Raw genomic sequence first — 21,315 nt, forward strand, 5'->3', positions numbered from 1 at the left:
TTCTTGCGTTTCCGACTCTATCAGACCGTTTCCGTTCCGATTTCCTCGGCGCCTTTCCGGTCCCGACCGCTTTCGCGTCCGTTTCCTTTCCGGCGATTCCAACCTTACCAGACTCATTTCCTTGCCGTTTCCGGCTGGGATTCGAATTCGGTGGCCGTTGGGGGCCTTTCCCTTTCGGGCGGATCAGACCGTATCAGGTTTCCCGACTGGTTGATCCCACCCGATCTCGGGCCGTCCAGGCACATGTGTGTGCCCGGGTCGGTGCGAGGTGGAGACGTCAACGTACTGGAGCGGGGCCCCGGATGCAAATCCGGTTGCCCCGCTCCCGTGAAGGCCGTACGGGCGAGGTCAGACCTCGACCACGACGGGGAGGATCATCGGACGCCGGCGGTAGCCGTCCGAGACCCACTTGCCCAGCGTGCGGCGGATGAGCTGCTGCAGCTGGTGCGGCTCGGCCACGCCGTCGGCGGCCGCCTTGGCGATGGCCTCCTCGATCTTCGGGACCACGCCCACGAAGGCCGAGTCCTCGATGCCGGAGCCCCGGGCGTTGATGTTCGGGCCGCCGACCACCTTGCCGGTGGTGCTGTCCACGACCACGAACACCGAGATGATGCCCTCGTCGCCCAGGATGCGGCGGTCCTTCAGCGAGGCCTCCGTGACGTCGCCGACCGAGAGGCCGTCCACGTACACGTAGCCCGCCTGGACCTTGCCCGTGATGCGGGCCTTGCCGTCGACCAGGTCGACGACGACCCCGTCCTCGGCGATGACGATGCGGTCCGCGGGGACGCCTGTCATCACGCCGAGCTCGGCGTTGGCGCGCAGGTGGCGCCATTCGCCGTGGACCGGCATCAGGTTCTTCGGTCGGCAGATGTTGTAGAAGTACAACAGCTCGCCGGCCGAGGCGTGGCCCGAGACGTGGACCTTGGCGTTGCCCTTGTGGACGACGTTGGCACCCCAGCGGGTCAGACCGTTGATCACGCGGTAGACCGCGTTCTCGTTGCCCGGGATCAGCGAGGACGCCAGGATCACCGTGTCGCCCGGAACGATCCGGATCTGGTGGTCGCGGTTCGCCATCCGGGACAGTGCGGCCATCGGCTCGCCCTGGGAGCCCGTGCAGACCAGGACGACCTCGTGGTCCGGCAGGTCGTCGAGGGTCTTGACGTCCACGATCAGACCGGCCGGGACCCGCAGGTAGCCCAGGTCACGGGCGATGCCCATGTTCCGGACCATGGAGCGGCCGACGAAGGCGACCCTGCGGCCGTACTCGTGGGCGGCGTCCAGGACCTGCTGGATGCGGTGCACGTGGCTCGCGAAGCTCGCCACGATGATCCGCTTCTGGGCACCCGCGAAGACTCCGCGGATGACGTTGGAGATGTCGCGCTCCGGCGGGACGAAGCCCGGGACCTCGGCGTTCGTCGAGTCGGAGAGCAGCAGGTCGATGCCCTCCTCACTGAGCCGCGCGAAGGCGTGCAGGTCGGTGAGGCGGTTGTCCATCGGGAGCTGGTCCATCTTGAAGTCGCCGGTGGCGACCACCAGGCCCGCGGGGGTGCGGATGGCGACGGCCAGGGCGTCCGGGATGGAGTGGTTGACCGCGATGAACTCGCAGTCGAAGGGACCGAGCTGCTCGCGGTCGCCCTCCCGCACCTCCAGGGTGTAGGGGCGGATCCGGTGCTCCTGAAGCTTCGCCTCGATGAGGGCGAGCGTCAGCTTGGAGCCGATCAGCGGGATGTCCGGCTTCTCCCGGAGGAGGTACGGGACGGCACCGATGTGGTCCTCGTGTCCGTGAGTCAGGACGATGCCCTCGATCTGGTCGAGGCGGTCCCGGATGGACGAGAAGTCCGGCAGGATCAGGTCGATGCCCGGCTGCTCCTCCTCGGGGAAGAGCACGCCGCAGTCGACGATCAGCAGCCTGCCGTCGAACTCGAAGACGGTCATGTTGCGGCCGATCTCGCCGAGACCCCCCAGGGGGGTCACGCGCAGGCCGCCCTTGGGCAGCTTCGGCGGGGGGCCGAGTTCAGGGTGCGGATGGCTCAAAAGACTCTCCTCAACCACGCGCGCCACGTGCCTCGGGGCACGTGGCGCGCGTGTCATTCGTGCACGTGCTGGGTCGGTGTCGTTCTGTTCAGTTGTTCTGCTTGTTCAGTTGTGAAGTCCGTTGTCAGAGCTCTACCCCGCCGGCGGCGAGATCGAGCTTGAGCTGGGCGGTCTCCTCGTCGGAGAGGCCGACCAGCGGGAGCCGGAGCGGGCCCGCGGGCAGTCCCTGCAGGGCCAGGGCGGCCTTCGTGGTCATGACGCCCTGGGTGCGGAACATGCCCGTGAACACCGGCAGCAGCTTCTGGTGGATCTCGGCGGCCTTCTGCACGTCGCCGGACTGGAAGGCGTCCGCCATGGCGCGCAGCTCGGGGGCGACCACGTGGCCGACCACCGAGACGAAGCCGACCGCGCCCACGGAGAGCAGCGGCAGGTTGAGCATGTCGTCACCGGAGTACCAGGCCAGGCCGCTACGGGCGATGGCCCAGCTCGCCCGGCCGAGGTCGCCCTTGGCGTCCTTGTTGGCGACGATCCGGGGGTGCTCGGCCAGCCGGACCAGGGTCTCGGTCTCGATCGGGACCCCGCTGCGGCCGGGGATGTCGTACAGCATGACCGGCAGCTCGGTGGCGTCGGCGATGGCCGAGAAGTGCCGGTAGAGGCCCTCCTGCGGCGGCTTGTTGTAGTAGGGGGTCACGGCCAGCAGGCCGTGCGCGCCGACCCGCTCCGCGCCGCGGACCAGCTCCAGGGTGTGGTGGGTGTCGTTGGTGCCGATGCCCGCGACCACGTGGGCCCGGTCTCCGACGGCCTCCAGTACGGCTCGTACGAGGTCGGTTTTCTCCGCGTCCGTGGTGGTCGGGGACTCACCGGTGGTCCCGTTGACGATCAGGCCGTCGTTGCCTGCGTCCACCAGGTGGACGGCCAGTCGCTGCGCGCCGTCGAGGTCGAGGCCGCCAGTCGCCGTGAACGGCGTGATCATGGCGGTGAGGACCCGCCCGAAGGGGGTCTGCGGAGTGGAGATCGGAGCCATGGGTCACACGCTACTCGCTGCTCTGCCCGCGGTGTCCCCTCGGGGGACGTGAAGACGGTATTGGAGCCCGGCACTGCCTGCTCGGGGGTTCAAGCAGTGCCGGGTCCGTTTGATCAGCCTAGATGAACTTCACGAAACGCCGCAATACGGACACTTCGTTCCGTGGACCGTACGTGTGTGCGCTAGGGCGCGACCCGGCCGTTCGCGTTGAAGGCGGCGTGGGTCAGCGGCATCAGCCGGGCCCAGTGCTCCTCCATCTTCTGGCCCACCATCTCGATCTCCCGCTGCGGGAAGGAGGGCACCTTCGCCAGCTCGTGCTGGGTGCGCAGACCGAGGAAGTGCATGAGCGAGCGAGCGTTGCAGGTGGCGTACATCGAGGAGAACAGGCCGACGGGCAGCACCGAGCGGGCCACCTCGCGGGCCACGCCCGCCGCCAGCATCTCCTGGTACGCCTCGTACGCCTGCCGGTAGGAGTCCTCCATGACCCGGCCGGTCAGCTCCTGCTGCGCGGCGGTGCCCTCGACGAAGACGTACTTGCCCGGGCGGCCCTCCTGGACCAGCTTGCGGTCGGCGTCCGGGACGTAGAAGACCGGCTCCAGCTCCCTGTAGCGGCCCGATTCCTCGTTGTAGGACCAGCCGACCCGGTGCCGCATGAACTCGCGGAACACGAAGATCGGGGCGCTGATGAAGAAGGTCATCGAGTTGTGCTCGAAGGGGCTGCCGTGGCGGTCGCGCATCAGGTAGTTGATGAGCCCCTTGGAGCGCTCGGGGTCCTTCTGCAGCTCGTCCAGGGACTGCTCGCCCGCCGTCGACACCCGGGCGGCCCACAGGACGTCGGAGTCGCCGGCCGCGTGCTTCACCAGCTCCACGGTGACGTCGCTGCGGAAGCTCGGCTTCAGATCGGGTGCGGGGGTGTCGCTCACCGGCGGGGTCCTTCCAGTCGCATCGCTCAGGGCGGCGCTTACTCTAGGCGGCTCCGACCGGCCACCGCACACTCGCCGCTCGCCCATAAAGTTTGGATAATGTGCCGCAAACCGGCACCACGGACGCTTCCCGTGCGTCTGACTGGGTAACAGGAGAAATCCCTGCCCGTCAGCACCACCCGTCGTGAGGAGCGTCCCACCATGTTTCGCCGGCGCCGCGAGCCCGTGCCCTTCGCCTTCGTCGCCGAGGCGGACCGATTCCGCAGTAACGTCACTCCCCCGCCGCGCGAGAGTCTGAGCAAGACTCAGATCGCCGCCCGTAGTCTGGTCGGACTCACCGTGGTGTCCGGTCTGGTCGGCGCCCTGCTCTTCGGCATGCCCGCCCTCCAGCCGCACCAGGCACCGGAGAAGGCACAGCAGTCCGAGGCGGCACAGAACCGCTGACCCGTCCGGGCCCCTGGGGTGGAAGGCCGACCCCGGGCTGGATAGCCTCACCAGGCACACAGCCCGACCGAATGTGCATGTGAGTGAGGATCAGCCGTGCCCCTGCCCTTCCTGACGGCGGACCGCGCATACGAAGCGCAAGACGCGGACCCGGCGGACACCGCCCTGCCCTACGAGGACCACGAGCGGTGGCGCCGCCCGTACCGGCCCGGCCCCTGGCGGGTCGCCGCGGGGGCGCTGCTGCTGCTCCTGGCCTCGTTCATGCTCCTGGCCACGATGATCGTGGCCTTCGCCGGGGCCTGGGCGGGGGCCGGGCTCTGCCTGGCCGCGGCCTGCCTGGTGGTCGCGGGGGCCCTGCGGCTGCTGCGCATGGGCGTGTGGGTGAACCCCCACGGTCTGCGCCGGGTCTCCTTCTTCCGCACCCGGACCGTGTCCTGGGAGCAGGTGGACCGGATCCGCACCAGCCAGCAGCCGGTGCGTTGGCTGGGTCTGCCGCGGACGGTGCAGGGTCAGGCGATGACGCTGGTGCTGCGCGGTGGGGGCGGCCCGGACCTGCCCCTGATGACCGACCACAACGCCGACTTCCTGTCCCGCACCGAAGCCTTCGACCGGGCCGCGGCCCGGCTGGCCGGGTGGACGACGGAGCGGGAGCCGGCGCCGGTCGGCTGACGCGCCGCCCGGTCGCCGGGTGGCCCCGAGGAGCCCGTACGGATCAGGTCCGTACGGGCTTCTTCTCGTGCTGGTGGAGGGCGATGGCCCGCTGCATGGCCTTCCTGGCCCGGGGGGTGTCCCGGGCGTCGTGGTAGGCCACGGCGAGACGGAACCAGTTGCGCCAGTCGTTGGGCGCGTCTTCCGTCTCCTCCTTGCGGCGGGCGAAGACCTCGTCGGCGGAGTCGCGGAGGATCCGGCCGTGCTCGTCCCGGGCGAGTTCGTCGACGGGGAGCCCGCCCTCGGCCTCCAGTTCGGTGGCGAGCCGGTTCGCGCGGGTCACGAACCGGGTGTTCTGCCAGAGGAACCAGCCGCCGATGACGGGCAGGATGAACACCGCCACGCCGAAGGTGACGGTGAGCCAGGTGCCCTGCTGGATCAGGGCGACGCCGCGGCCGCCGGCCAGGACGAAGTAGACGGCCAGGACGGCGGCCATGATGAAGTACGAGATCTTCGCGCGCATGTGGTGCTGCCTGCTGTTCAGCCGAGGTCGAGGAAGTTTTCCAGGCCGAAGGTGAGGCCCGGGGTGGTGACCACGCGGCGCGCGCCGAGCAGGATGCCCGGCATGAAGCTGCTGTGGTGCAGGGAGTCGTGGCGGATGGTCAGGGTCTCCCCCTCGCCGCCGAGCAGCACCTCCTGGTGGGCGAGGAGCCCGCGCAGGCGGATGGCGTGCACGGGCACCCCGTCGACGTCGGCGCCACGGGCTCCGTCGAGAGCGGTGGCCGTGGCGTCGGGCTGCGGGGCGCAGCCTGCCTTCGTCCGGGCCTCGGCGATGAGCTGGGCGGTGCGGGTGGCGGTGCCGCTGGGGGCGTCGACCTTCTTGGGGTGGTGCAGTTCGACGACCTCGACGGATTCGAAGTACGGCGCGGCCTGCGCGGCGAACTTCATGGTGAGGACGGCGCCGATGGAGAAGTTCGGGGCGATGAGCACACCGGTGGCGGGCGTGGCGGCCAGCCAGGTGCGGAGCTGCGCGAGGCGGTCCTCGGTCCAACCGGTGGTCCCGACGACGGCGTGGATGCCGTGCCCGAGGCAGTACTCGAGGTTGGCCATCACGGAGTCCGGGGTGGTCAGCTCGACGGCCACCTGGGCGCCGGTCCCGGCCAGCGTCTCCAGGGAGTCGCCGCGGCCGAGGGCCGCGACCAGTTCCATGTCCTCCGCGGCTTCCACGGCCTTGACGGCCTCGGAGCCGATGCGGCCCTTGGCGCCGAGGACGGCCACGCGCAGCTTGCTCATGTTCTTCGCTTCCTTCGGTACGGACGTACGACGGATCAGGCGACCGCTTCGTCCAGGCGGGCGGCCTGCTTCTCCTTGAGCGGGCCGATCACCGAGAGGGACGGGCGCTGGGCCAGTACATCGCGTGCCACCTCGCGGACGTCGTCCGGGGTCACCGCGGCGATGCTGGTGAGCATGTCGTCCACGGACATCTGGGTGCCCCAGCACAGTTCGCTCTTGCCGATGCGGTTCATCAGGGCGCCGGTGTCCTCCAGGCCGAGGACGGTGGAGCCGGAGAGCTGGCCGACGGCGCGGGTGATCTCCTCGTCCGAGAGGCCCTCGGTGGCGACCTTGTCCAGTTCGTCGCGGCAGATCCGCAGGACGTCGTGGACCTGGCTGGGACGGCAGCCCGCGTACACGCCGAAGAGGCCGCAGTCGGCGAAGCCCGAGGTGTACGAGTACACGCTGTAGGCGAGGCCGCGCTTCTCCCGGACCTCCTGGAAGAGCCGGGAGGACATGCCGCCGCCGAGGGCGGTGTTGAGGACGCCGAGAGCCCAGCGGCGCTCGTCGGTGCGGGCCAGGGCCGGCATGCCGAGGACCACGTGGGCCTGTTCGGTCTTGCGGCCGAGGAGTTCCACGCGTCCGGCGGTGCGGAGGGTGCGGGTGCCGGTGCGGGGGGCGACGGGGACGGCGTCGGTGCGGCCGAGGGCGCCGGCCCTCTCGAAGGCGGCGCGGACCTGGCGGACGACCTTGGCGTGGTCGACGTTGCCGGCGGCGGCGACCACGAGGTGGGTCGGGTCGTAGTGCTTCTTGTAGAAGCGGGCGATCTGGTCGCGGCTGAGCGCGTTGATCGTGTCCACGGAGCCGAGCACCGGACGGCCGAGCGGGGTGTCGCCGAGCATGGTGTGCGCGAACAGGTCGTGGACCATGTCGCCGGGATCGTCCTCGGTCATCGCGATCTCTTCGAGGATGACCCCGCGCTCGGCGTCGACGTCGGATTCGAGGATGAGCGAGCCGGTGAGCATGTCGCAGACCACGTCGATGGCCAGCGGCAGGTCGGTGTCGAGCACCCGCGCGTAGTAGCAGGTGTACTCCTTCGCCGTGAAGGCGTTCATCTCGCCGCCGACGGCGTCGATGGCGGAGGAGATGTCGAGGGCGGACCGCTTCTTGGTGCCCTTGAACAGGAGGTGCTCGAGGTAGTGCGTGGCGCCGTTCAGCGTGGGGGTCTCGTCGCGGGATCCGACGTGCGCCCAGATGCCGAAGGTGGCGGAGCGGACGGAGGGCAGCGTCTCGGTGACGACGCGGAGTCCGCCGGGGAGGGTCGTGCGGCGGACGGTGCCGATGCCGTCACGGCCCTTGAGGAGCGTTTGGGTACGGGCGACGGCCCGCCCCTCCGAAGAGGGGCGGGCCGTGGCACGGGAACTGCGCGACGTCACTTGTCGGAGTCGTCCTTGTTCTCGTCGGAGGCGTCGCTCTCGCCCTCGATCACGGGGATCAGGGAGAGCTTGCCGCGCTGGTCGATCTCGGCGATCTCGACCTGGACCTTCGAGCCGACCGCGAGCACGTCCTCGACGTTCTCCACGCGCTTGCCACCGGCGAGCTTGCGGATCTGCGAGATGTGCAGGAGGCCGTCCTTGCCCGGGAGCAGGGAGACGAAGGCACCGAAGGTGGTGGTCTTGACGACCGTGCCCAGGTAGCGCTCGCCGACCTCCGGCATGGTCGGGTTGGCGATGCCGTTGATCGTGGCGCGGGCGGCCTCGGCGGCCGGGCCGTCGGCGGCACCGATGTAGATGGTGCCGTCGTCCTCGATCGTGATCTCGGCGCCGGTGTCCTCCTGGATCTGGTTGATCATCTTGCCCTTGGGGCCGATGACCTCGCCGATCTTGTCCACGGGGATCTTGACGGTGATGATCCGCGGGGCGTTGGGGGACATCTCGTCCGGGGTGTCGATCGCTTCCATCATCACGTCGAGGATGTGGAGGCGGGCGTCGCGGGCCTGCTTGAGGGCCGCGGCCAGGACGGAGGCCGGGATGCCGTCCAGCTTGGTGTCGAGCTGGAGGGCGGTGACGAACTCCTTGGTGCCGGCGACCTTGAAGTCCATGTCGCCGAAGGCGTCCTCCGCACCGAGGATGTCGGTGAGGGCGACGTAGTGCGTCTGGCCGTCGATCTCCTGGGAGATCAGGCCCATGGCGATGCCGGCGACGGGGGCCTTGAGGGGCACACCGGCGTTCAGCAGCGACATGGTGGAGGCGCAGACGGAGCCCATGGAGGTGGAGCCGTTGGAGCCGAGGGCCTCGGACACCTGACGGATCGCGTAGGGGAACTCCTCGCGGGTCGGGAGGACCGGCACGATGGCGCGCTCGGCGAGCGCGCCGTGGCCGATCTCGCGGCGCTTGGGGGAGCCCACGCGGCCGGTCTCGCCGACGGAGTACGGCGGGAAGTTGTAGTTGTGCATGTAGCGCTTGCGGGTCACCGGGGAGAGGGTGTCCAGCTGCTGCTCCATGCGGAGCATGTTGAGGGTGGTGACGCCCAGGATCTGGGTCTCGCCACGCTCGAACAGGGCGGAGCCGTGGACCCGCGGGATGGCCTCGACCTCGGCGGCGAGGGTACGGATGTCCGTGATCCCGCGGCCGTCGATGCGGACCTTGTCCTTGATGACGCGCTCACGGACGAGGGCCTTGGTCAGGGAGCGGTACGCGGCGGAGATCTCCTTCTCGCGGCCCTCGAAGGCCGGGAGGAGCTTCTCGGCGGCGATCTCCTTGACGCGGTCCAGCTCGGCCTCGCGGTCCTGCTTGCCCGCGATGGTCAGCGCCTGGGAGAGCTCGCCCTTGACGGCGGCCGCGAGGGCCTCGTACACGTCGTCCTGGTAGTCCAGGAAGACCGGGAACTCGCCCTCGGGCTTGGCGGCCTTGGCGGCCAGCTCGGCCTGCGCCTTGCAGAGGACCTTGATGAAGGGCTTCGCGGCGTCGAGGCCGGCGGCGACGATCTCCTCGGTGGGCGCCTCGGCGCCGTCCTTGACGAGGGCGATGGTCTTCTCGGTGGCCTCGGCCTCGACCATCATGATCGCGACGTCGCCGTCCTCCAGGGTGCGGCCCGCGACGACCATGTCGAAGACGGCGTCCTCGAGCTCGGTGTGCGTCGGGAACGCGACCCACTGGCCGCGGATCAGCGCGACGCGGACGCCGCCGATCGGGCCGGAGAAGGGCAGGCCGGCCAGCTGGGTGGACGCGGACGCGGCGTTGATCGCGATGACGTCGTACAGGTGGTCCGGGTTGAGCGCCATGACGGTGGCGACGACCTGGATCTCGTTGCGCAGGCCCTTCTTGAAGGAGGGGCGCAGCGGGCGGTCGATCAGGCGACAGGTGAGGATCGCGTCCTCGGAGGGGCGGCCCTCGCGACGGAAGAAGGAGCCGGGGATCTTGCCCGCGGCGTACATGCGCTCCTCGACGTCCACCGTCAGGGGGAAGAAGTCGAGCTGGTCCTTGGGCTTCTTGGACGCGGTGGTCGCCGAGAGGACCATGGTGTCGTCGTCCAGGTAGGCCACGGCGGAGCCGGCGGCCTGACGGGCGAGGCGGCCCGTCTCGAAGCGGATGGTGCGGGTACCGAAGGAGCCGTTGTCGATGACGGCTTCGGTGTAGTGGGTCTCGTTCTCCACTAGTGCTTTCTCCATTTTCGTCGTCTCCGTCGCGTCACCCGTGTGGTGGCGGACGGTTTTCGGAGAAGCGCTCCTGGCGTGCGGGCCGGTCTTCGATCGAAGCACCCGGTGCGGAGCCGTGGGGCTCTCCGGGTGCCACTACCGAGGACCGGCGGCGGGGGAGGGCGCTCCTCCTCTTCAGTTGTGCGTCGCGCGCGTGCGCCGCTACCAGACTACAAAGCGTCCGGTGCGTCCCGCACGTACAGCACGTACGGCAAAGGGAGCGGCCCCATCGGAGTGGGACCGCTCCCTTCACGGCGTCTTACTTGGCGCCCGCGGCACCGCGGCGGATACCGAGGCGCTCCACCAGGGTACGGAAGCGCTGGATGTCCTTCTTGGCCAGGTACTGCAGCAGGCGGCGGCGCTGGCCGACCAGGATGAGCAGGCCACGACGGGAGTGGTGGTCGTGCTTGTGGGCCTTGAGGTGCTCGGTGAGGTCCGAGATGCGGCGGGAGAGCATCGCGACCTGGACCTCGGGAGAACCGGTGTCGCCCTCCTTGGTACCGAACTCGGCGATGATCTGCTTCTTCGTGGCAGTGTCGAGCGACACGCTGACTCCTCGTGTGGTGATGGTTGCCGCCGAGCGCCCTGGGTCTGCTTCTCCGGGGAACTTCCGTGACTCGGGAGGCGGGCCAGGTCCGGTGGCACAGCCCGGTGGGACCGGGGTGCTTGCACGGATGGCCGTCACACAGCGTACCAGGCGCGGGCGCGTCGGGTCTCAGCCGGTGAGCGAACGGACCGCGGCGTAGGCGTCGAGGACGGCGAGGGCCAAGGGGGCCAAGCTCAGCAGGACGGCCGCTTCGGCGAGGTCGAGGAGGCGGGCGCGGGCGGGTCCGGGGTGTTCGGTCGGGCGGGCCGTGGCGGTGGTGAAGAGCAGGGCCGCGGCGAGGGCGAGGGCGGCGCCGACGGCGAGGGTCGCGGGGGCGGGCGCGGGGTCGCGGGCGAGGCCGAGGACGGGTGGGGCGAGGGCGGCCAGGCCGGTGGCGAGGCAGCACAGGCGGGCGGGGCCGGGGCGGAACAGTCGGGCGCGGCCGAGGAGGGCGAGGCCGGTGGCGAGCGCGAGGAGCGGGGGCCAGGGGCCGGGGGCGGGGCCGAGGAGGAGGGCGCAGCCGAGGCCGACCGCGCAGCAGCCGGCGGTGAGGCCGAGCAGGGTGCGGTGGGCGCACCGGGTGCGGGTGGCGAGGGCTGCCGTGTCCACGGGGGCCGGGGGTGCGGGGGTCTCCACACCCCCGGCGCCGGGGGTGTGGCCGAGGGGCAGCCGGGCGGAGCGGGCGGCGAGGCCGGGGAGGAAGGCGAGGAGGCTGGGGGCGGCGGGGGCGAGGAGGGCGGCGGTGTCCGTGGCGGACAGGCCGGTGAGGGTCGTGAGCGCCGTCGCGAGGATTCCGCCGGCGGCGAGGAGGGTCGCGGCGGTGAAGGGGGCGGCGCCGCCGGGGGTGAGGAGGGTGAGGGCGGTGGCGGCCGTGAGGGCGCACAGGCAGCCGAGGAGGAGCTGGAGGCGTCCGGGTCCGTGCCCGGGGTCGGGGGCGGCGAGGGCGGTGCCGGCGATCAGGAGGTGCGGCAGGGCGGGCAGGCCGAGGGCGACGGCGGCGGTGCGGTCGTGGTGGAGGCGGGCGCGCAGCAGGGCGTGGCCGGTGAGGAGGAGGCCCGTGGCGGCGGCCGCGGCGGCGGGGAGGATCCCGGGCTGCGGGGTGAGGGCGCTGTGTCCGAGGAGCACGGCCAGGAGGACGACGAGTGCGGCGGCGGCGGTGAGGGGGGTGCGGCGCGGGTCGGGGCGCGGCGGGGAGGCGTGGAGGCGGGTGGTGGCGGCGAGGGCTTCGCACGGGTCGTCGTGGACGGGTGGGGGCAGGGAGTCGGCGAAGGGGGCGAGGGTGAGGACGGCCCCGTCGTGGACGGCTTGGGCGGCGAGGCCGCGGGTGGGGTCGAGGAGGCTGCCGTCGCAGCGGGCGAGGTGGTGGCCGGCGGGGGCGCCGGGGGCCGTGCCGGCTCCGGTGAGGCGGAGCAGGTCGGGGTGGAGGTCGGCGAGCGGGACGTCCTCCGGGAGGGCGAGGTCCACGCGCCGGTCGGGGGTGGCGACGGTGATCCGGCGGAAGCCGGTTCCGGTGGCGGTGTTCACCCGTGCTGGTCCTTTTCGTGGGCGGGTCGGGGGTGCTGCGGGGTCGCGCGCGCCGGTGGGGCCCGGGTGCGGGGGCGTCAGGTTAGTGGCGGGGCGCGGGGCCGGCGGGCGGGCCGGCGGGGGCTCGCGGGGGTGGTCGGATCGGGGTGCGGGTTCGGTTCGGGGCGGTCCGGGGCGGTGCGGCGCCGCCGGTACGCTCGCGCTCCGCGCGGCGCGGGGCCGGCGGTGCGGGGTGGCCGGGTCGGGGCCGTACGTCCGCCTTTCGGGGGACGGGCGTCGGGGTGTCCGGCGGGATCCGCAGGAGTCGTGGGGACGGTGTCGGGTGAGCCAGATCGTCGTGAAGCGTCCGCCGCGGGTGCTGCCGCCCGGGGTGCCCGCCGGGGAGCTGGCGGTGCAGGCGCCGCCGGAGCTGCCGCGGGGGCGGCCCGAGGGGGTGCTGGTGCAGTTGCTGCCGGTGCTGGGGATGGGCTCGTCGGTGGTGTTCTTCTTCGTGTCGCCGCAGCCGTTCATGCGGGTGATGGGCGCCTTGATGCTGGTGTCCACGCTGGCGCTGGCGGTGGTGCAGGCGGTGCGGTACCGGCGGGGTGCGCAGGGGGGTGTGGACGAGCTGCGGCGGGAGTACCTGGAGCACCTGGGCTCGGTGCGGGCCCGGGCCGTGCGGGCGGCGCGGGTGCAGCGGGACGGGGCGCTGCGGCTGCATCCGGAGCCGGGACAGCTGTGGGCGGTGGTGGCGGAGCGGGAGCGGCTGTGGGAGCGTCGCGCCGGGGACGCCGATTTCGGTGTGGTGCGGGTGGGGCTGGGGGTGCGGCCGCCGGCGTTGGTGCCGGTGGTGGCGGCGGGCGGTCCGGAGCGGCGGCTGGAGCCCTTGTCGGCGGGGGCGTTACGGCGCTTCCTGGCGGTGCACGGGCGGGTGGCGGGGCTGCCGGTGACGGTGCCGCTGTGCGCGTACGGGTGCGTGGTGGTGGCGGCCGGGGGCGATCCGGAGGATGCCCCGCTCGCGGGATGGGGTGAGCTCCCGGGGAGGAGCGAGGTCCCGGTCTCGGGGAGGGGTGGGGACCCGGTCTCGGGGAACGGCCGGGGTCGTGGGAGCGGCCACGGCACGGGGGGTGGTCACGGCTGGGGAGAGGGGCACGGCCCGGGCGGTGGTCACGGTCCGGCGCATGCTGTCGGGGCGGCGCGGACGGAGGCGGTGCGCGGGGTGGCGCGGGCGTTGCTGGCGCAGGCGGTGGTGGCCCACTCCCCCGCCGACCTGGTGGTGGCCGTGGTGGCGGCGCCGGGGGCGGTGGGCTGCTGGGACTGGGTGAAGTGGCTGCCGCACGCGCGGGTGCCGGGCCGGGTGGACGGTGCCGGGGCGGGGCGGCTCTTCGCCGGGACGCCGGGTGCGGTGGCGGGGTTGCTGGAGCCGTGGACGGCGGGGCGGGTCGAGGGGGGCACGGCGGGGCCGGGCCGGCCGCACCTCCTGGTGGTCGTGGACGGGGACGGGCCGGTGGCGGGTGATCCGTGGGAGGGGTCCGCGCGGCCGACGGGGGTGACCGTGGTGGAGGTGCTGACCGGCGGCGCGGGCGCGAGGCGACGGGGCCCCGTGGAGGCGTCGGGGACGGACGCGGGAGGGCCTGGACGGCTGGTGGTCCGGATGGGGCCCGGGAGCCTGGAGGTGGAGCCGGGGCCCGGGGACGCTGGAGAGCATGACAGTGCCGGGACCGAAGGGGCCGGGTCCGGGGGCGGGGACGTGCCGGACGGCCTGTCGGTGGTGGAGGCGGAGGCGTTGGCCCGGCGGCTGGCGCCGCTGCGGGTCGCGGGCGGGGTCGGGGAGGGTACGGATCCGCTCGCGGCGGAGCACGGCTTCGCCGGTCTGCTGGGGTTGGGGGACGTGGCCTCGGTGGACCCGGCCCGAACCTGGCGGCCCCGGTCCGCGGCGGAGCGGCTCCGCGTGCCGATCGGGGTGGACGCGGACGGCGCGCCGGTGCTGTTGGACCTCAAGGAGGCGGCGCAGGAGGGGATGGGGCCGCACGGGCTGTGCGTGGGGGCGACCGGCTCCGGGAAGTCGGAGCTGCTGCGGACGCTGGTGCTGGGGTTGGCGGTGACCCACGGCTCGCAGGACCTGAACTTCGTGTTGGCGGACTTCAAGGGCGGTGCCACCTTCGCGGGGATGGCGCGGCTGCCGCACGTGGCCGCGGTGATCACGAACCTGGCGGACGACCTGGCGCTGGTGGACCGGATGGGGGACGCCGTCCGCGGGGAGCTGCGGCGCCGGCAGGAGCTGTTGCGGGCGGCCGGGGGTCATGCGAGCGCGTTCGACTACGAGCGGGCGCGGGCGGCGGGGGCACCGTTGGCGCCGTTGCCCTCGCTGGTGTTGGTGATCGACGAGTTCAGCGAGCTGTTGGCGGCGCGGCCCGATTTCATCGACATGTTCCTGCAGATCGGGCGGATCGGTCGGTCGCTGGGGGTGCACCTGCTGCTGGCCTCGCAGCGGCTGGAGGAGGGGAGGCTGCGGGGGCTGGAGACGTACCTGTCGTACCGGATCGGGCTGCGGACCTTCTCGGAGGCGGAGTCCAGGGCGGCGCTGGGGGTTCCGGACGCGTTCCGGCTGCCGCGGGTGCCGGGGGCGGGGCTGCTGCGGTTCGGCACGGAGGAGACGGTGCGGTTCAAGGCGGCGTACGTGTCGGGGCCGTACCGGGCCCAGGGGGCGGGGCCGGTGGTGCGGAGGTCCGGTCCGGCGCCCCGTCCGGTGCTGTTCACGGCGGCGGAGGTGCCGCTGCCGGGGGTCGTGGCGGAGGGGGAGGCGCCCTCGGAAGCGCCATTCGTGGTTCCCGTCGGGTCCGGCGAGGAGGGTGTCGGGGCCGTGGGGGCGGCGGCGCCCGGGGAGAGCGTGCTGGAGGTGCTCGTGGGGCGGCTGGAGGGCGCGGGGCCGCCCGCGCACCAGGTGTGGCTGCCGCCCTTGGAGGAGTCCTCCCCGCTGGACGCGCTGCCGGTGGACGGGGTGGGGCGGGGCGGTCTGGTGGTGCCGCTGGGGCTGGTGGACCGGCCGTTCGAGCAGCGCCGCGAGGTGCTGTCCGCGGACTTCTCCGGGGCGGAGGGGCACCTCCTGGTCGTGGGCGGCCCGCGGTCGGGGAAGTCGCTGCTGCTGCGGACGCTCGTGGCGGCCTTCGCGCTGACGCACGACCCCGGGGAGGCGCAGTTCTACGCCCTGGACTTCGGCGGGGGCGGGCTGGCGGCGGTGGCGGGGCTGCCGCACGTGGGCGGGGTGGCCTCGCGGTTGGATCCGGAGCGGGTGCGGCGGACCGTCGCGGAGGTGGCGGCGGTGCTGGCGCGCCGGGAGGCGGACTTCCGGGCGCTCGGCGTGGACTCGATGGCCGCGTACCGGGAGCTGCGGGCCTCGGGGAAGGTGCCCGGCGATCGATTCGGGGACGTGTTCCTGCTGGTGGACGGCTGGGGGGCGTTCCGCACGGAGTACGAGGAGCTGGAGCCGGTGGTGGCGGACCTGGCGGCCCGGGGCCTCGGGTACGGGGTGCACCTGGTGCTGACGGCCTCCCGCTACCTGGAGGTCCGGGCGGCGCTGAAGGACCAGCTGGCGGGCCGGTTGGAGCTGCGGCTCGGGGACCCGGTGGACTCCGAGTTCGACCGTCGGGTCGCGGCGACGGTGCCGCGCGGCCTGCCGGGGCGGGGTCAGGTGCCGGAGGGGCTGCACTTCATGGGGGCGGTCCCGCGCGCGGACGGCGTGGCGGGCACGGCCGGACTGCCGGCGGCCACGGCGGAGCTGGTGGCCTCGGTGCGGGCGGCGACGGCGAGCCGGCCCTCGGCCCCGGAGGTACGGCTGTTGCCGCGGCTGCTGCCCTCTGAACGGTTGCCGAAGGGCTCGGAGTTCCCGGGGCGCGGGATCGCGATCGGGGCCGGGGAGGCGGATCTGGAGCCGGTGTTCGTGGACTTCGACACCGACCCCTTCCTCCTCGTGTTCGGCGGGGGCGGGGCGGGCAAGACGGCGCTGCTGAGGTTGTTGGTGCGGAGGCTGACCGAGCGGTACTCCCCCGCCGAGGCGCGGTTCGTGGTGGGCGACGTCCGGCGGTCCCTGCTCGGGGCGGTACCGGAATCGCACCTGTTGGAGTACGCGGCGACCGGTCCGGCCCTGGAGGGCCACGTCGCGGCGGTGGCCTCGCTGATAGGGCGACGGGCACCGGAAGAGGGCCTGACCGCACGGCAGTTGCGGGAGGGCGGGTGGTGGACGGGGCCGCGGCTGTTCGTGGTCGTCGACGACTACGAGCTCGTCTCCTCGGGCCCGGTGAACCCGTTGGCCCCGCTGCTGGACCAGCTGCCCTTCGCCCGCGACCTGGGTGTGCGGGTGGTGTTGGCACGGAGTTCGGCGGGGGCCGGAAGGGCCTCGTACGAGCCCGTCCTCCAGCGGGTGCGAGAGCTCGGGGCGCAGGGGGTGGTGCTGTCCGGGGACCGCTCCGAGGGCGAGTTGCTGGGCGGGGTGCGGGCGCGTCCGTTGCCGCCGGGCCGGGGGGTGTTCGTCCCGCGCGGGCGGGGGGCTTCACTGGTGCAGGTGGGCTGGGTCCCGGAAGCGTAGGTGGCGTCGGAGACGGAGAAGTAGCATGCGGGCCGGGGCTGTTCGCGCGGCCCCGGCCGCGCGCCGAGCCGTACGGCCGCACCGCCCGCACCACGGCACCGGAAGGACTTTCTGATGGCTGACGCACGCGAGAAGGACGAGCTGTACGCCCTGGACATCTCGGGGGTGGAGTGGCTGAGCGCACCCGGCACGGAGGAGCACGAGGAGCGGGTGGAGATCGCCCACCTGCCGGGCGGAGCGGTCGCGATGCGCTCGTCGCTGGACCCGCAGACGGTGCTGCGTTACACGGAGGCCGAGTGGACGGCCTTCGTCCTGGGTGCGCGCGACGGGGAGTTCGACCTGACCTGAGGTGGCACCGGCCGGCGGAGGGACTGCCCTGAGGCGGACCCTGCCCGAGAGTGGGACTGCCCGGAGGTGGACCGGGTCGTGAGCGGCGCGGCGTGCGGCCGACCTCATGCGGCCCCCGTACGTCTCCCGTACGGGGGCCGTCGCGTTTCTCCGCTTCTCCGTATTCTCCGCCCCGTCCGCCGAGGTGTCGGGATGTCGGGGTGCTGTCGACCTCAGAGCATCCGGAAGCGGGCGGCGTTGCCGCGGTCGGTGTCCTGGTAGCCGGTGAGGGACGTGTCGAGCAGCGTGGCGATGGCGCCGAGTTTGGCGTTCATGCCGGTCATCTCGCGGGTGACGGTGCCCTGGATGTCGGCGTAGGCGACCATCGCTTCTCCCTCCCAGGCCGCCGTCACCACCCTGACCTGGGCCATCAGGCGTTCCAGGTCCTGGCTGAGCTTGTGCGCGGTACGGCGTACGTCCCCGGCGGCGGTGGCGACGGTGTCGTAGTTGACGGCGAGCATGGGCGGGTCTCCTCCGGAAGGTCGGGGTGGTGACTGCGGCTGCGGCTGAGCGTGGGGGCGGGGGTGGGGGTTCGGGGTGCGTGCGCGTTCGGATACGGGGGCGGGGCGGATGCGGGGGCGACCGGTATCCGTCGGGTCAGAGCTGATCGACCGCGCTGGGGCGGGGGCCGGGAGCGGGGCCGGTCGTCCCCGTCTCGGTGGCGAGCCTGCGGATGTCCGCGATCCGCTGCTGCTCCTCGGCGGTGAACCCGCGGGCGCTGAGGCGCATCGCCTCCTCCAGTTCGACGAGCTTGCCGCGGATCTTGGTGAGGTGGTCGTTCACTCCGCGTTGGAGAGCGTCGTACTGCTGGCCGGCGGCTCCCTTCCAGCCCGCTTGGATCCGGTCCACGACGTCGTTCAGGGCGCTGATGCGGCCGGTCAGTTCGGCGTGGAAGGTACTGATCTCACCCGCGAGGCGCTGCTTCTCGGCCTCGTCCACCTGGAGGTTCATCGCCATGGCTGTCCTTCTTCCTGGGGTGACGGGAGGGGGTGTGGGGCTCGTGAGGGAGTTGGGGAATGCGAGGAGCGCGGGTCTGGTGAGGGGCGTGCGGTGCTCCTGTCGCGGCTGCGGAGGGCTCCGGCCACGCCGGTGAGGACGGCCAGGGCCGCTGCCGTCCCTCCGAGGGCGTAGGCGGCCAGGCGCCCGTCGCGGTCCTGGGGGCTCTCGCCCGACGGGAGCGGGGCGGGTTCGGGCGGGGCGACCGGGGGTCCGGGTGGGTCGGGCACGGGGGTCTCGCCCGCGGGTGCGTCGTCCGCCAGGGCACGCACGGGGTCGACCACGCCCCAGCCCACGGACGGGTCCGGGCCCGGCAGGGTGCGCTCGGCGGTCTGTTGGATGCGGGTGACGATCCGGCGGGGGCTCCAGTCGGGATGGCGGGCCTTCAGGAGCGCGGCGACGGCCGCCGCGTAGGGGGCGGCGAAGCTGGTTCCGCTGTCGGTGCAGTGCCCGCCGCCGGGCACGGTGGAGACCACGTCCACGCCGGGGGCGGCCACGGAGACGAACGCGCCGGTCTGGGAGAAGGCGGCCCGCTCGTTGTCCCGGTCGGAGGCGGCGACGGCGAGGACGCCCGGAAGTGCCGCCGGGTAGGCGGGCCGGGGGCGCCCGTCCCGGCCGTCGTTGCCGGCCGCGGCGACGACCACGGCACCGGCCTGCTGGGCGCGGGCCACCGCGCGGGCGAGTGCGGAGTTCGGGGGCAGGGGGCCGGGGGTCTGCTGGGAGATGTTGATGACGTCGGCCCCGCGCGCGACGGCGTGGTCGACGGCCCGGGCGAGGGCGGCCGGGGCGGCGGGGTGGAGTCCGTCGTGGGAGCGCACGGGGATGATCACGGCCTCGGGGGCGAGTCCGGTGAAGCCGCTGCCCGGACGGGGCCGGGCGGCGATCAATCCGGCGACCTTCGTGCCGTGGCCGCTGCGGTCCCGGGTGCCGTCGCCGCCGGGCTCCACGAGATCGGTGCCGGAGGCGGCGTCCACGGCGTCCCGGAGTTGGGGGTGTGCCCGGTCCACACCGGTGTCGAGGACGGCCACGCGGACCCCGGCGCCGCGCGTGTGCTGCCAGAGGCGGTCGAGGAGGACGCGCCGCAGGGGCCAGGGGCGGGTGGCCACTCGCTCGCCGGGAGCGTCGGCACAGAACGTGGTCGGGGGTGGCGGGGCGGCCGGTGAGGAGGCGGGCAGTGAGGGAGCCGGGAGCAGGACGAACAGGGCGGTGAGGGCCAGGCGGACCGGGTGGGCCGGGCGGACCAGGGGGAGGGGCACGGGCGCGGTCCGTTCAGGAGCCCTGTGGGCGGCGGGCGGCCTCGGTGTCGAGGCGTGGGCCCAGTGCGAGGAATTCCGACCAGGCCCGGGGCACGGAGACCGGCGGGATCCGCCCGTATCCGAGCCTGATGCGGGCCTCCCCGTAGCCGTTTCCGGGGCCGGTGCGGCCGGCGCCGCCCGAGCGGAGGGCGTGGCGCAGTCCGGTGTCGGTGAGGAGGAAGAGGCTCCCGTGGGGGACGGTGCCTTCGGGGGTCGGGGCGTCGGGGTGGCCGTCGGGGGTGGTGCCGTCCTCGGCCTCGGTCGGGTTCGCGTCCGGTCCGCTGCCCTGCACCTGGGTGAAGAGGAGTCCGGACCCGGGGGTGACGTAGGTCCGGTTCCCCGTGGCGGTGGCGTCCGCGGGGAAGGTGGGGGCCGCCCAGGTGTACAGCACCGGATCGGTCGGGCGGCCGGCGGCGGGTACGGAGATCGGTTCGGCGGGTGGTGCGTGGGGCGGTTGCCGGACGACGCACAGGGTGGTCCTCGCCCCGGGGTCCCCGCCCGGGCCGGTACGGGAGCCGGGTCCGGTGGCTCCGTCCTCGCCGGTGGCTCCGTCGTCGCCGGTGGCTGCGTCCTCGCTGGTGGGTCCGTCCTCGCCGGTCGGGTTGACGAGTACGGGGCGGTGTTCGGGCCATCGGGGCCGCCCGGGCCACCGCCGGTCGGCTTCGGGCGGGGCCGTCGGGGTGACGGACTGGAGGTCCACGTCACGGGGCCGGCCGTGCAGTTCGAGTCGATCGGCCGCCGGGGCGTGCACGAGGAGGCCCGCCTCGAAGTCCGAGACGGGGCGGACGGCGCCGGGGATGACCACGTAGTGCTGGACGCCCGCGCCCGTGACCGTCCTCAGCACCATGCCCACCCGGTCCTCGGCGGGCCCGAGTCCCCCGACGCCCGCCCGCGCGCCCGGGGTGCCGGGCAAGGCAGGGAAGGCGACCGGGTCACCGGGGCGCAGGGTGGCCAGCCAGGCGGCGCTGACCCGCTGCGGGTGGAGGCTCGGGGAGGCGCCCAGGAGGGCCGTGAGCAGGAGGCCGTGCTCCCGGGCCGGGCCCCCGAGCGGGTAGCTCGTCCCCGTCTTGTCGATGAGGTGACGGACTCCGTCCGGGCCCTGTACGTAGAGGACTTCGGCGTCTTTGAGCCGGTGCCTGTTCTCAAGGAGCCCGGCCTCGCGCGGGGCGAGGACGAAGGCGGCCGTGCGCGTGCGGAGGGGGTCCGCGGGGACGGAACCGGCGGGGGTGGGCGGGGTGGGGGCCGCGTCGCCCGTGCCTGGGTCCGGATGGCCGGGTGCGGCCGCTTCCGGGGCCTGGCAGACGGCCCAGTGCTTCGGGGTGCCGGCCTCGTCGGGGGTGGGCAGTCGATCGGGGGCGTACGGGATGCCGAGGACCGGGCCGCGGGGTGGGCGGCCCGCGTCGAGGACGGCGTCGGGGACCTGGAGGAGGTCCGGTCCGGCGTCGGCACCGCCCACGAGGAGCCGTGCGGAGGCCATGTTGAGCACGGGGTGCAGGTGGGGTCGGCCCGCGGTCCTCAGCACCACGTAGCGGGTGGTGGACTCCTTGCCCACGAGGATCCGGGCGCCGGGCTCGTCCCAGCCTTTGGGGGCGGTGGGCCGGAACATTCCCCATCCCCCGAATCCGGCGACCAGCAGGGCGGAGGTGACCAGTCCGGGGACGACCGCGCGGAACGGCCGGGGCGCCGCCTCCTCGTCCCCGCCTGCGGGTGCCTGGAGGAAGGCGGCCACCATCCGCCGCTTCGCGAACGCGTACGCGCTCAGTTCGTCGCGCCGTACCGCCATGATCGCCCGCCCTTTCCTGACGGCTCGCCCGATGCCGGGGCAGGGACGGGACCGCTGCTTCCGGCCGGGGTCACTATGCCGGTCCGGAGGGGTCTTCTACGACGCCGAGTTCCCTTGGTGAGCAGGGGTGTTGAGGGA

At 73.2% G+C, this 21,315-nt stretch carries 17 protein-coding genes; 4 read left to right on the top strand and 13 right to left on the bottom strand.

Translation table 11 applies throughout. From position 1 onward, the window contains the following. Window positions 1-348 precede the first annotated feature (348 nt). From ABTZ17_RS18575 to thyX, 3 genes are all read right to left on the bottom strand, one after another. Complete coding sequence (locus ABTZ17_RS18575) at window positions 349-2,034, bottom strand: ribonuclease J (protein WP_352196725.1); 1,686 nt, start codon at window positions 2,032-2,034, stop codon at window positions 349-351. Between the two features lie 124 nt (window positions 2,035-2,158). Then, complete coding sequence (gene dapA, locus ABTZ17_RS18580; protein WP_352196726.1) at window positions 2,159-3,058, bottom strand: 4-hydroxy-tetrahydrodipicolinate synthase; 900 nt, start codon at window positions 3,056-3,058, stop codon at window positions 2,159-2,161. 182 nt (window positions 3,059-3,240) lie between these two features. Continuing rightward, window positions 3,241-3,981, bottom strand: coding sequence for an FAD-dependent thymidylate synthase (thyX, locus tag ABTZ17_RS18585; protein ID WP_352196727.1), 741 nt, complete (start codon window positions 3,979-3,981; stop codon window positions 3,241-3,243). A gap of 201 nt (window positions 3,982-4,182) precedes the next feature. Here thyX and ABTZ17_RS18590 point away from each other — a divergent pair, with 201 nt between their 5' ends. Beyond that, window positions 4,183-4,425, top strand: coding sequence for a hypothetical protein (locus ABTZ17_RS18590; protein ID WP_352196728.1), 243 nt, complete (start codon window positions 4,183-4,185; stop codon window positions 4,423-4,425). 96 nt (window positions 4,426-4,521) lie between these two features. After that, the gene (locus ABTZ17_RS18595) at window positions 4,522-5,094 is read left to right on the top strand and encodes an SCO5741 family PH domain-containing membrane protein (protein ID WP_352196729.1); all 573 of its coding nucleotides are present in this window, start codon (window positions 4,522-4,524) and stop codon (window positions 5,092-5,094) included. A gap of 43 nt (window positions 5,095-5,137) precedes the next feature. Here the strand turns inward: ABTZ17_RS18595 and ABTZ17_RS18600 are convergent, their stop codons facing one another. From ABTZ17_RS18600 to eccD, 6 genes are all read right to left on the bottom strand, one after another. Next, window positions 5,138-5,596 carry a tetratricopeptide repeat protein gene (locus tag ABTZ17_RS18600; RefSeq protein WP_352196730.1) on the bottom strand — a complete coding sequence of 153 codons (459 nt, stop codon included), beginning with the start codon at window positions 5,594-5,596 and terminating at the stop codon, window positions 5,138-5,140. Window positions 5,597-5,613: 17 nt separating this feature from the next. Next, on the bottom strand, window positions 5,614-6,366 hold the full coding sequence (dapB, locus tag ABTZ17_RS18605; RefSeq protein WP_352196731.1) for a 4-hydroxy-tetrahydrodipicolinate reductase: 753 nt from the start codon (window positions 6,364-6,366) through the stop codon (window positions 5,614-5,616). 35 nt (window positions 6,367-6,401) lie between these two features. Next, on the bottom strand, window positions 6,402-7,781 hold the full coding sequence (locus ABTZ17_RS18610; protein ID WP_352196732.1) for a M16 family metallopeptidase: 1,380 nt from the start codon (window positions 7,779-7,781) through the stop codon (window positions 6,402-6,404). Further along, a complete protein-coding gene (locus ABTZ17_RS18615) occupies window positions 7,778-10,000 on the bottom strand; it encodes a polyribonucleotide nucleotidyltransferase (RefSeq protein ID WP_352196748.1) in 2,223 nt (740 codons plus the stop codon). The genes ABTZ17_RS18610 and ABTZ17_RS18615 overlap by 4 nt, the downstream gene beginning before the upstream one ends. 301 nt (window positions 10,001-10,301) lie before the next feature. Then, a complete protein-coding gene (rpsO, locus tag ABTZ17_RS18620; RefSeq protein ID WP_150207049.1) occupies window positions 10,302-10,589 on the bottom strand; it encodes a 30S ribosomal protein S15 in 288 nt (95 codons plus the stop codon). A 168-nt stretch (window positions 10,590-10,757) separates the two neighbouring features. Then, complete coding sequence (gene eccD / locus ABTZ17_RS18625; RefSeq protein ID WP_352196733.1) at window positions 10,758-12,152, bottom strand: type VII secretion integral membrane protein EccD; 1,395 nt, start codon at window positions 12,150-12,152, stop codon at window positions 10,758-10,760. A gap of 322 nt (window positions 12,153-12,474) precedes the next feature. On the opposite strand from eccD, the gene eccCb reads away from it, so the two are divergent. Then, complete coding sequence (gene eccCb, locus ABTZ17_RS18630; protein ID WP_352196734.1) at window positions 12,475-16,716, top strand: type VII secretion protein EccCb; 4,242 nt, start codon at window positions 12,475-12,477, stop codon at window positions 16,714-16,716. A gap of 114 nt (window positions 16,717-16,830) precedes the next feature. After that, window positions 16,831-17,064: a DUF397 domain-containing protein gene (locus ABTZ17_RS18635; protein WP_352196735.1), complete on the top strand. Its 234-nt coding sequence runs from the start codon at window positions 16,831-16,833 to the stop codon at window positions 17,062-17,064. Between the two features lie 212 nt (window positions 17,065-17,276). Here ABTZ17_RS18635 and ABTZ17_RS18640 read toward each other — a convergent pair whose 3' ends face one another. From ABTZ17_RS18640 to ABTZ17_RS18655, 4 genes are all read right to left on the bottom strand, one after another. Continuing rightward, the gene (locus ABTZ17_RS18640) at window positions 17,277-17,564 is read right to left on the bottom strand and encodes a WXG100 family type VII secretion target (RefSeq protein ID WP_352196736.1); all 288 of its coding nucleotides are present in this window, start codon (window positions 17,562-17,564) and stop codon (window positions 17,277-17,279) included. 136 nt (window positions 17,565-17,700) lie between these two features. Next, on the bottom strand, window positions 17,701-18,060 hold the full coding sequence (locus ABTZ17_RS18645; protein WP_352196737.1) for a WXG100 family type VII secretion target: 360 nt from the start codon (window positions 18,058-18,060) through the stop codon (window positions 17,701-17,703). Beyond that, on the bottom strand, window positions 18,051-19,355 hold the full coding sequence (gene mycP, locus ABTZ17_RS18650) for a type VII secretion-associated serine protease mycosin (RefSeq protein WP_502994731.1): 1,305 nt from the start codon (window positions 19,353-19,355) through the stop codon (window positions 18,051-18,053). The genes ABTZ17_RS18645 and mycP overlap by 10 nt, the downstream gene beginning before the upstream one ends. 13 nt (window positions 19,356-19,368) lie before the next feature. Next, a complete protein-coding gene (locus tag ABTZ17_RS18655) occupies window positions 19,369-21,177 on the bottom strand; it encodes a type VII secretion protein EccB (protein WP_352196738.1) in 1,809 nt (602 codons plus the stop codon). Window positions 21,178-21,315: the final 138 nt, after the last annotated feature.

This window comes from Streptomyces sp. NPDC097619 (assembly GCF_040302735.1).
GTDB lineage: Bacteria > Actinomycetota > Actinomycetes > Streptomycetales > Streptomycetaceae > Streptomyces.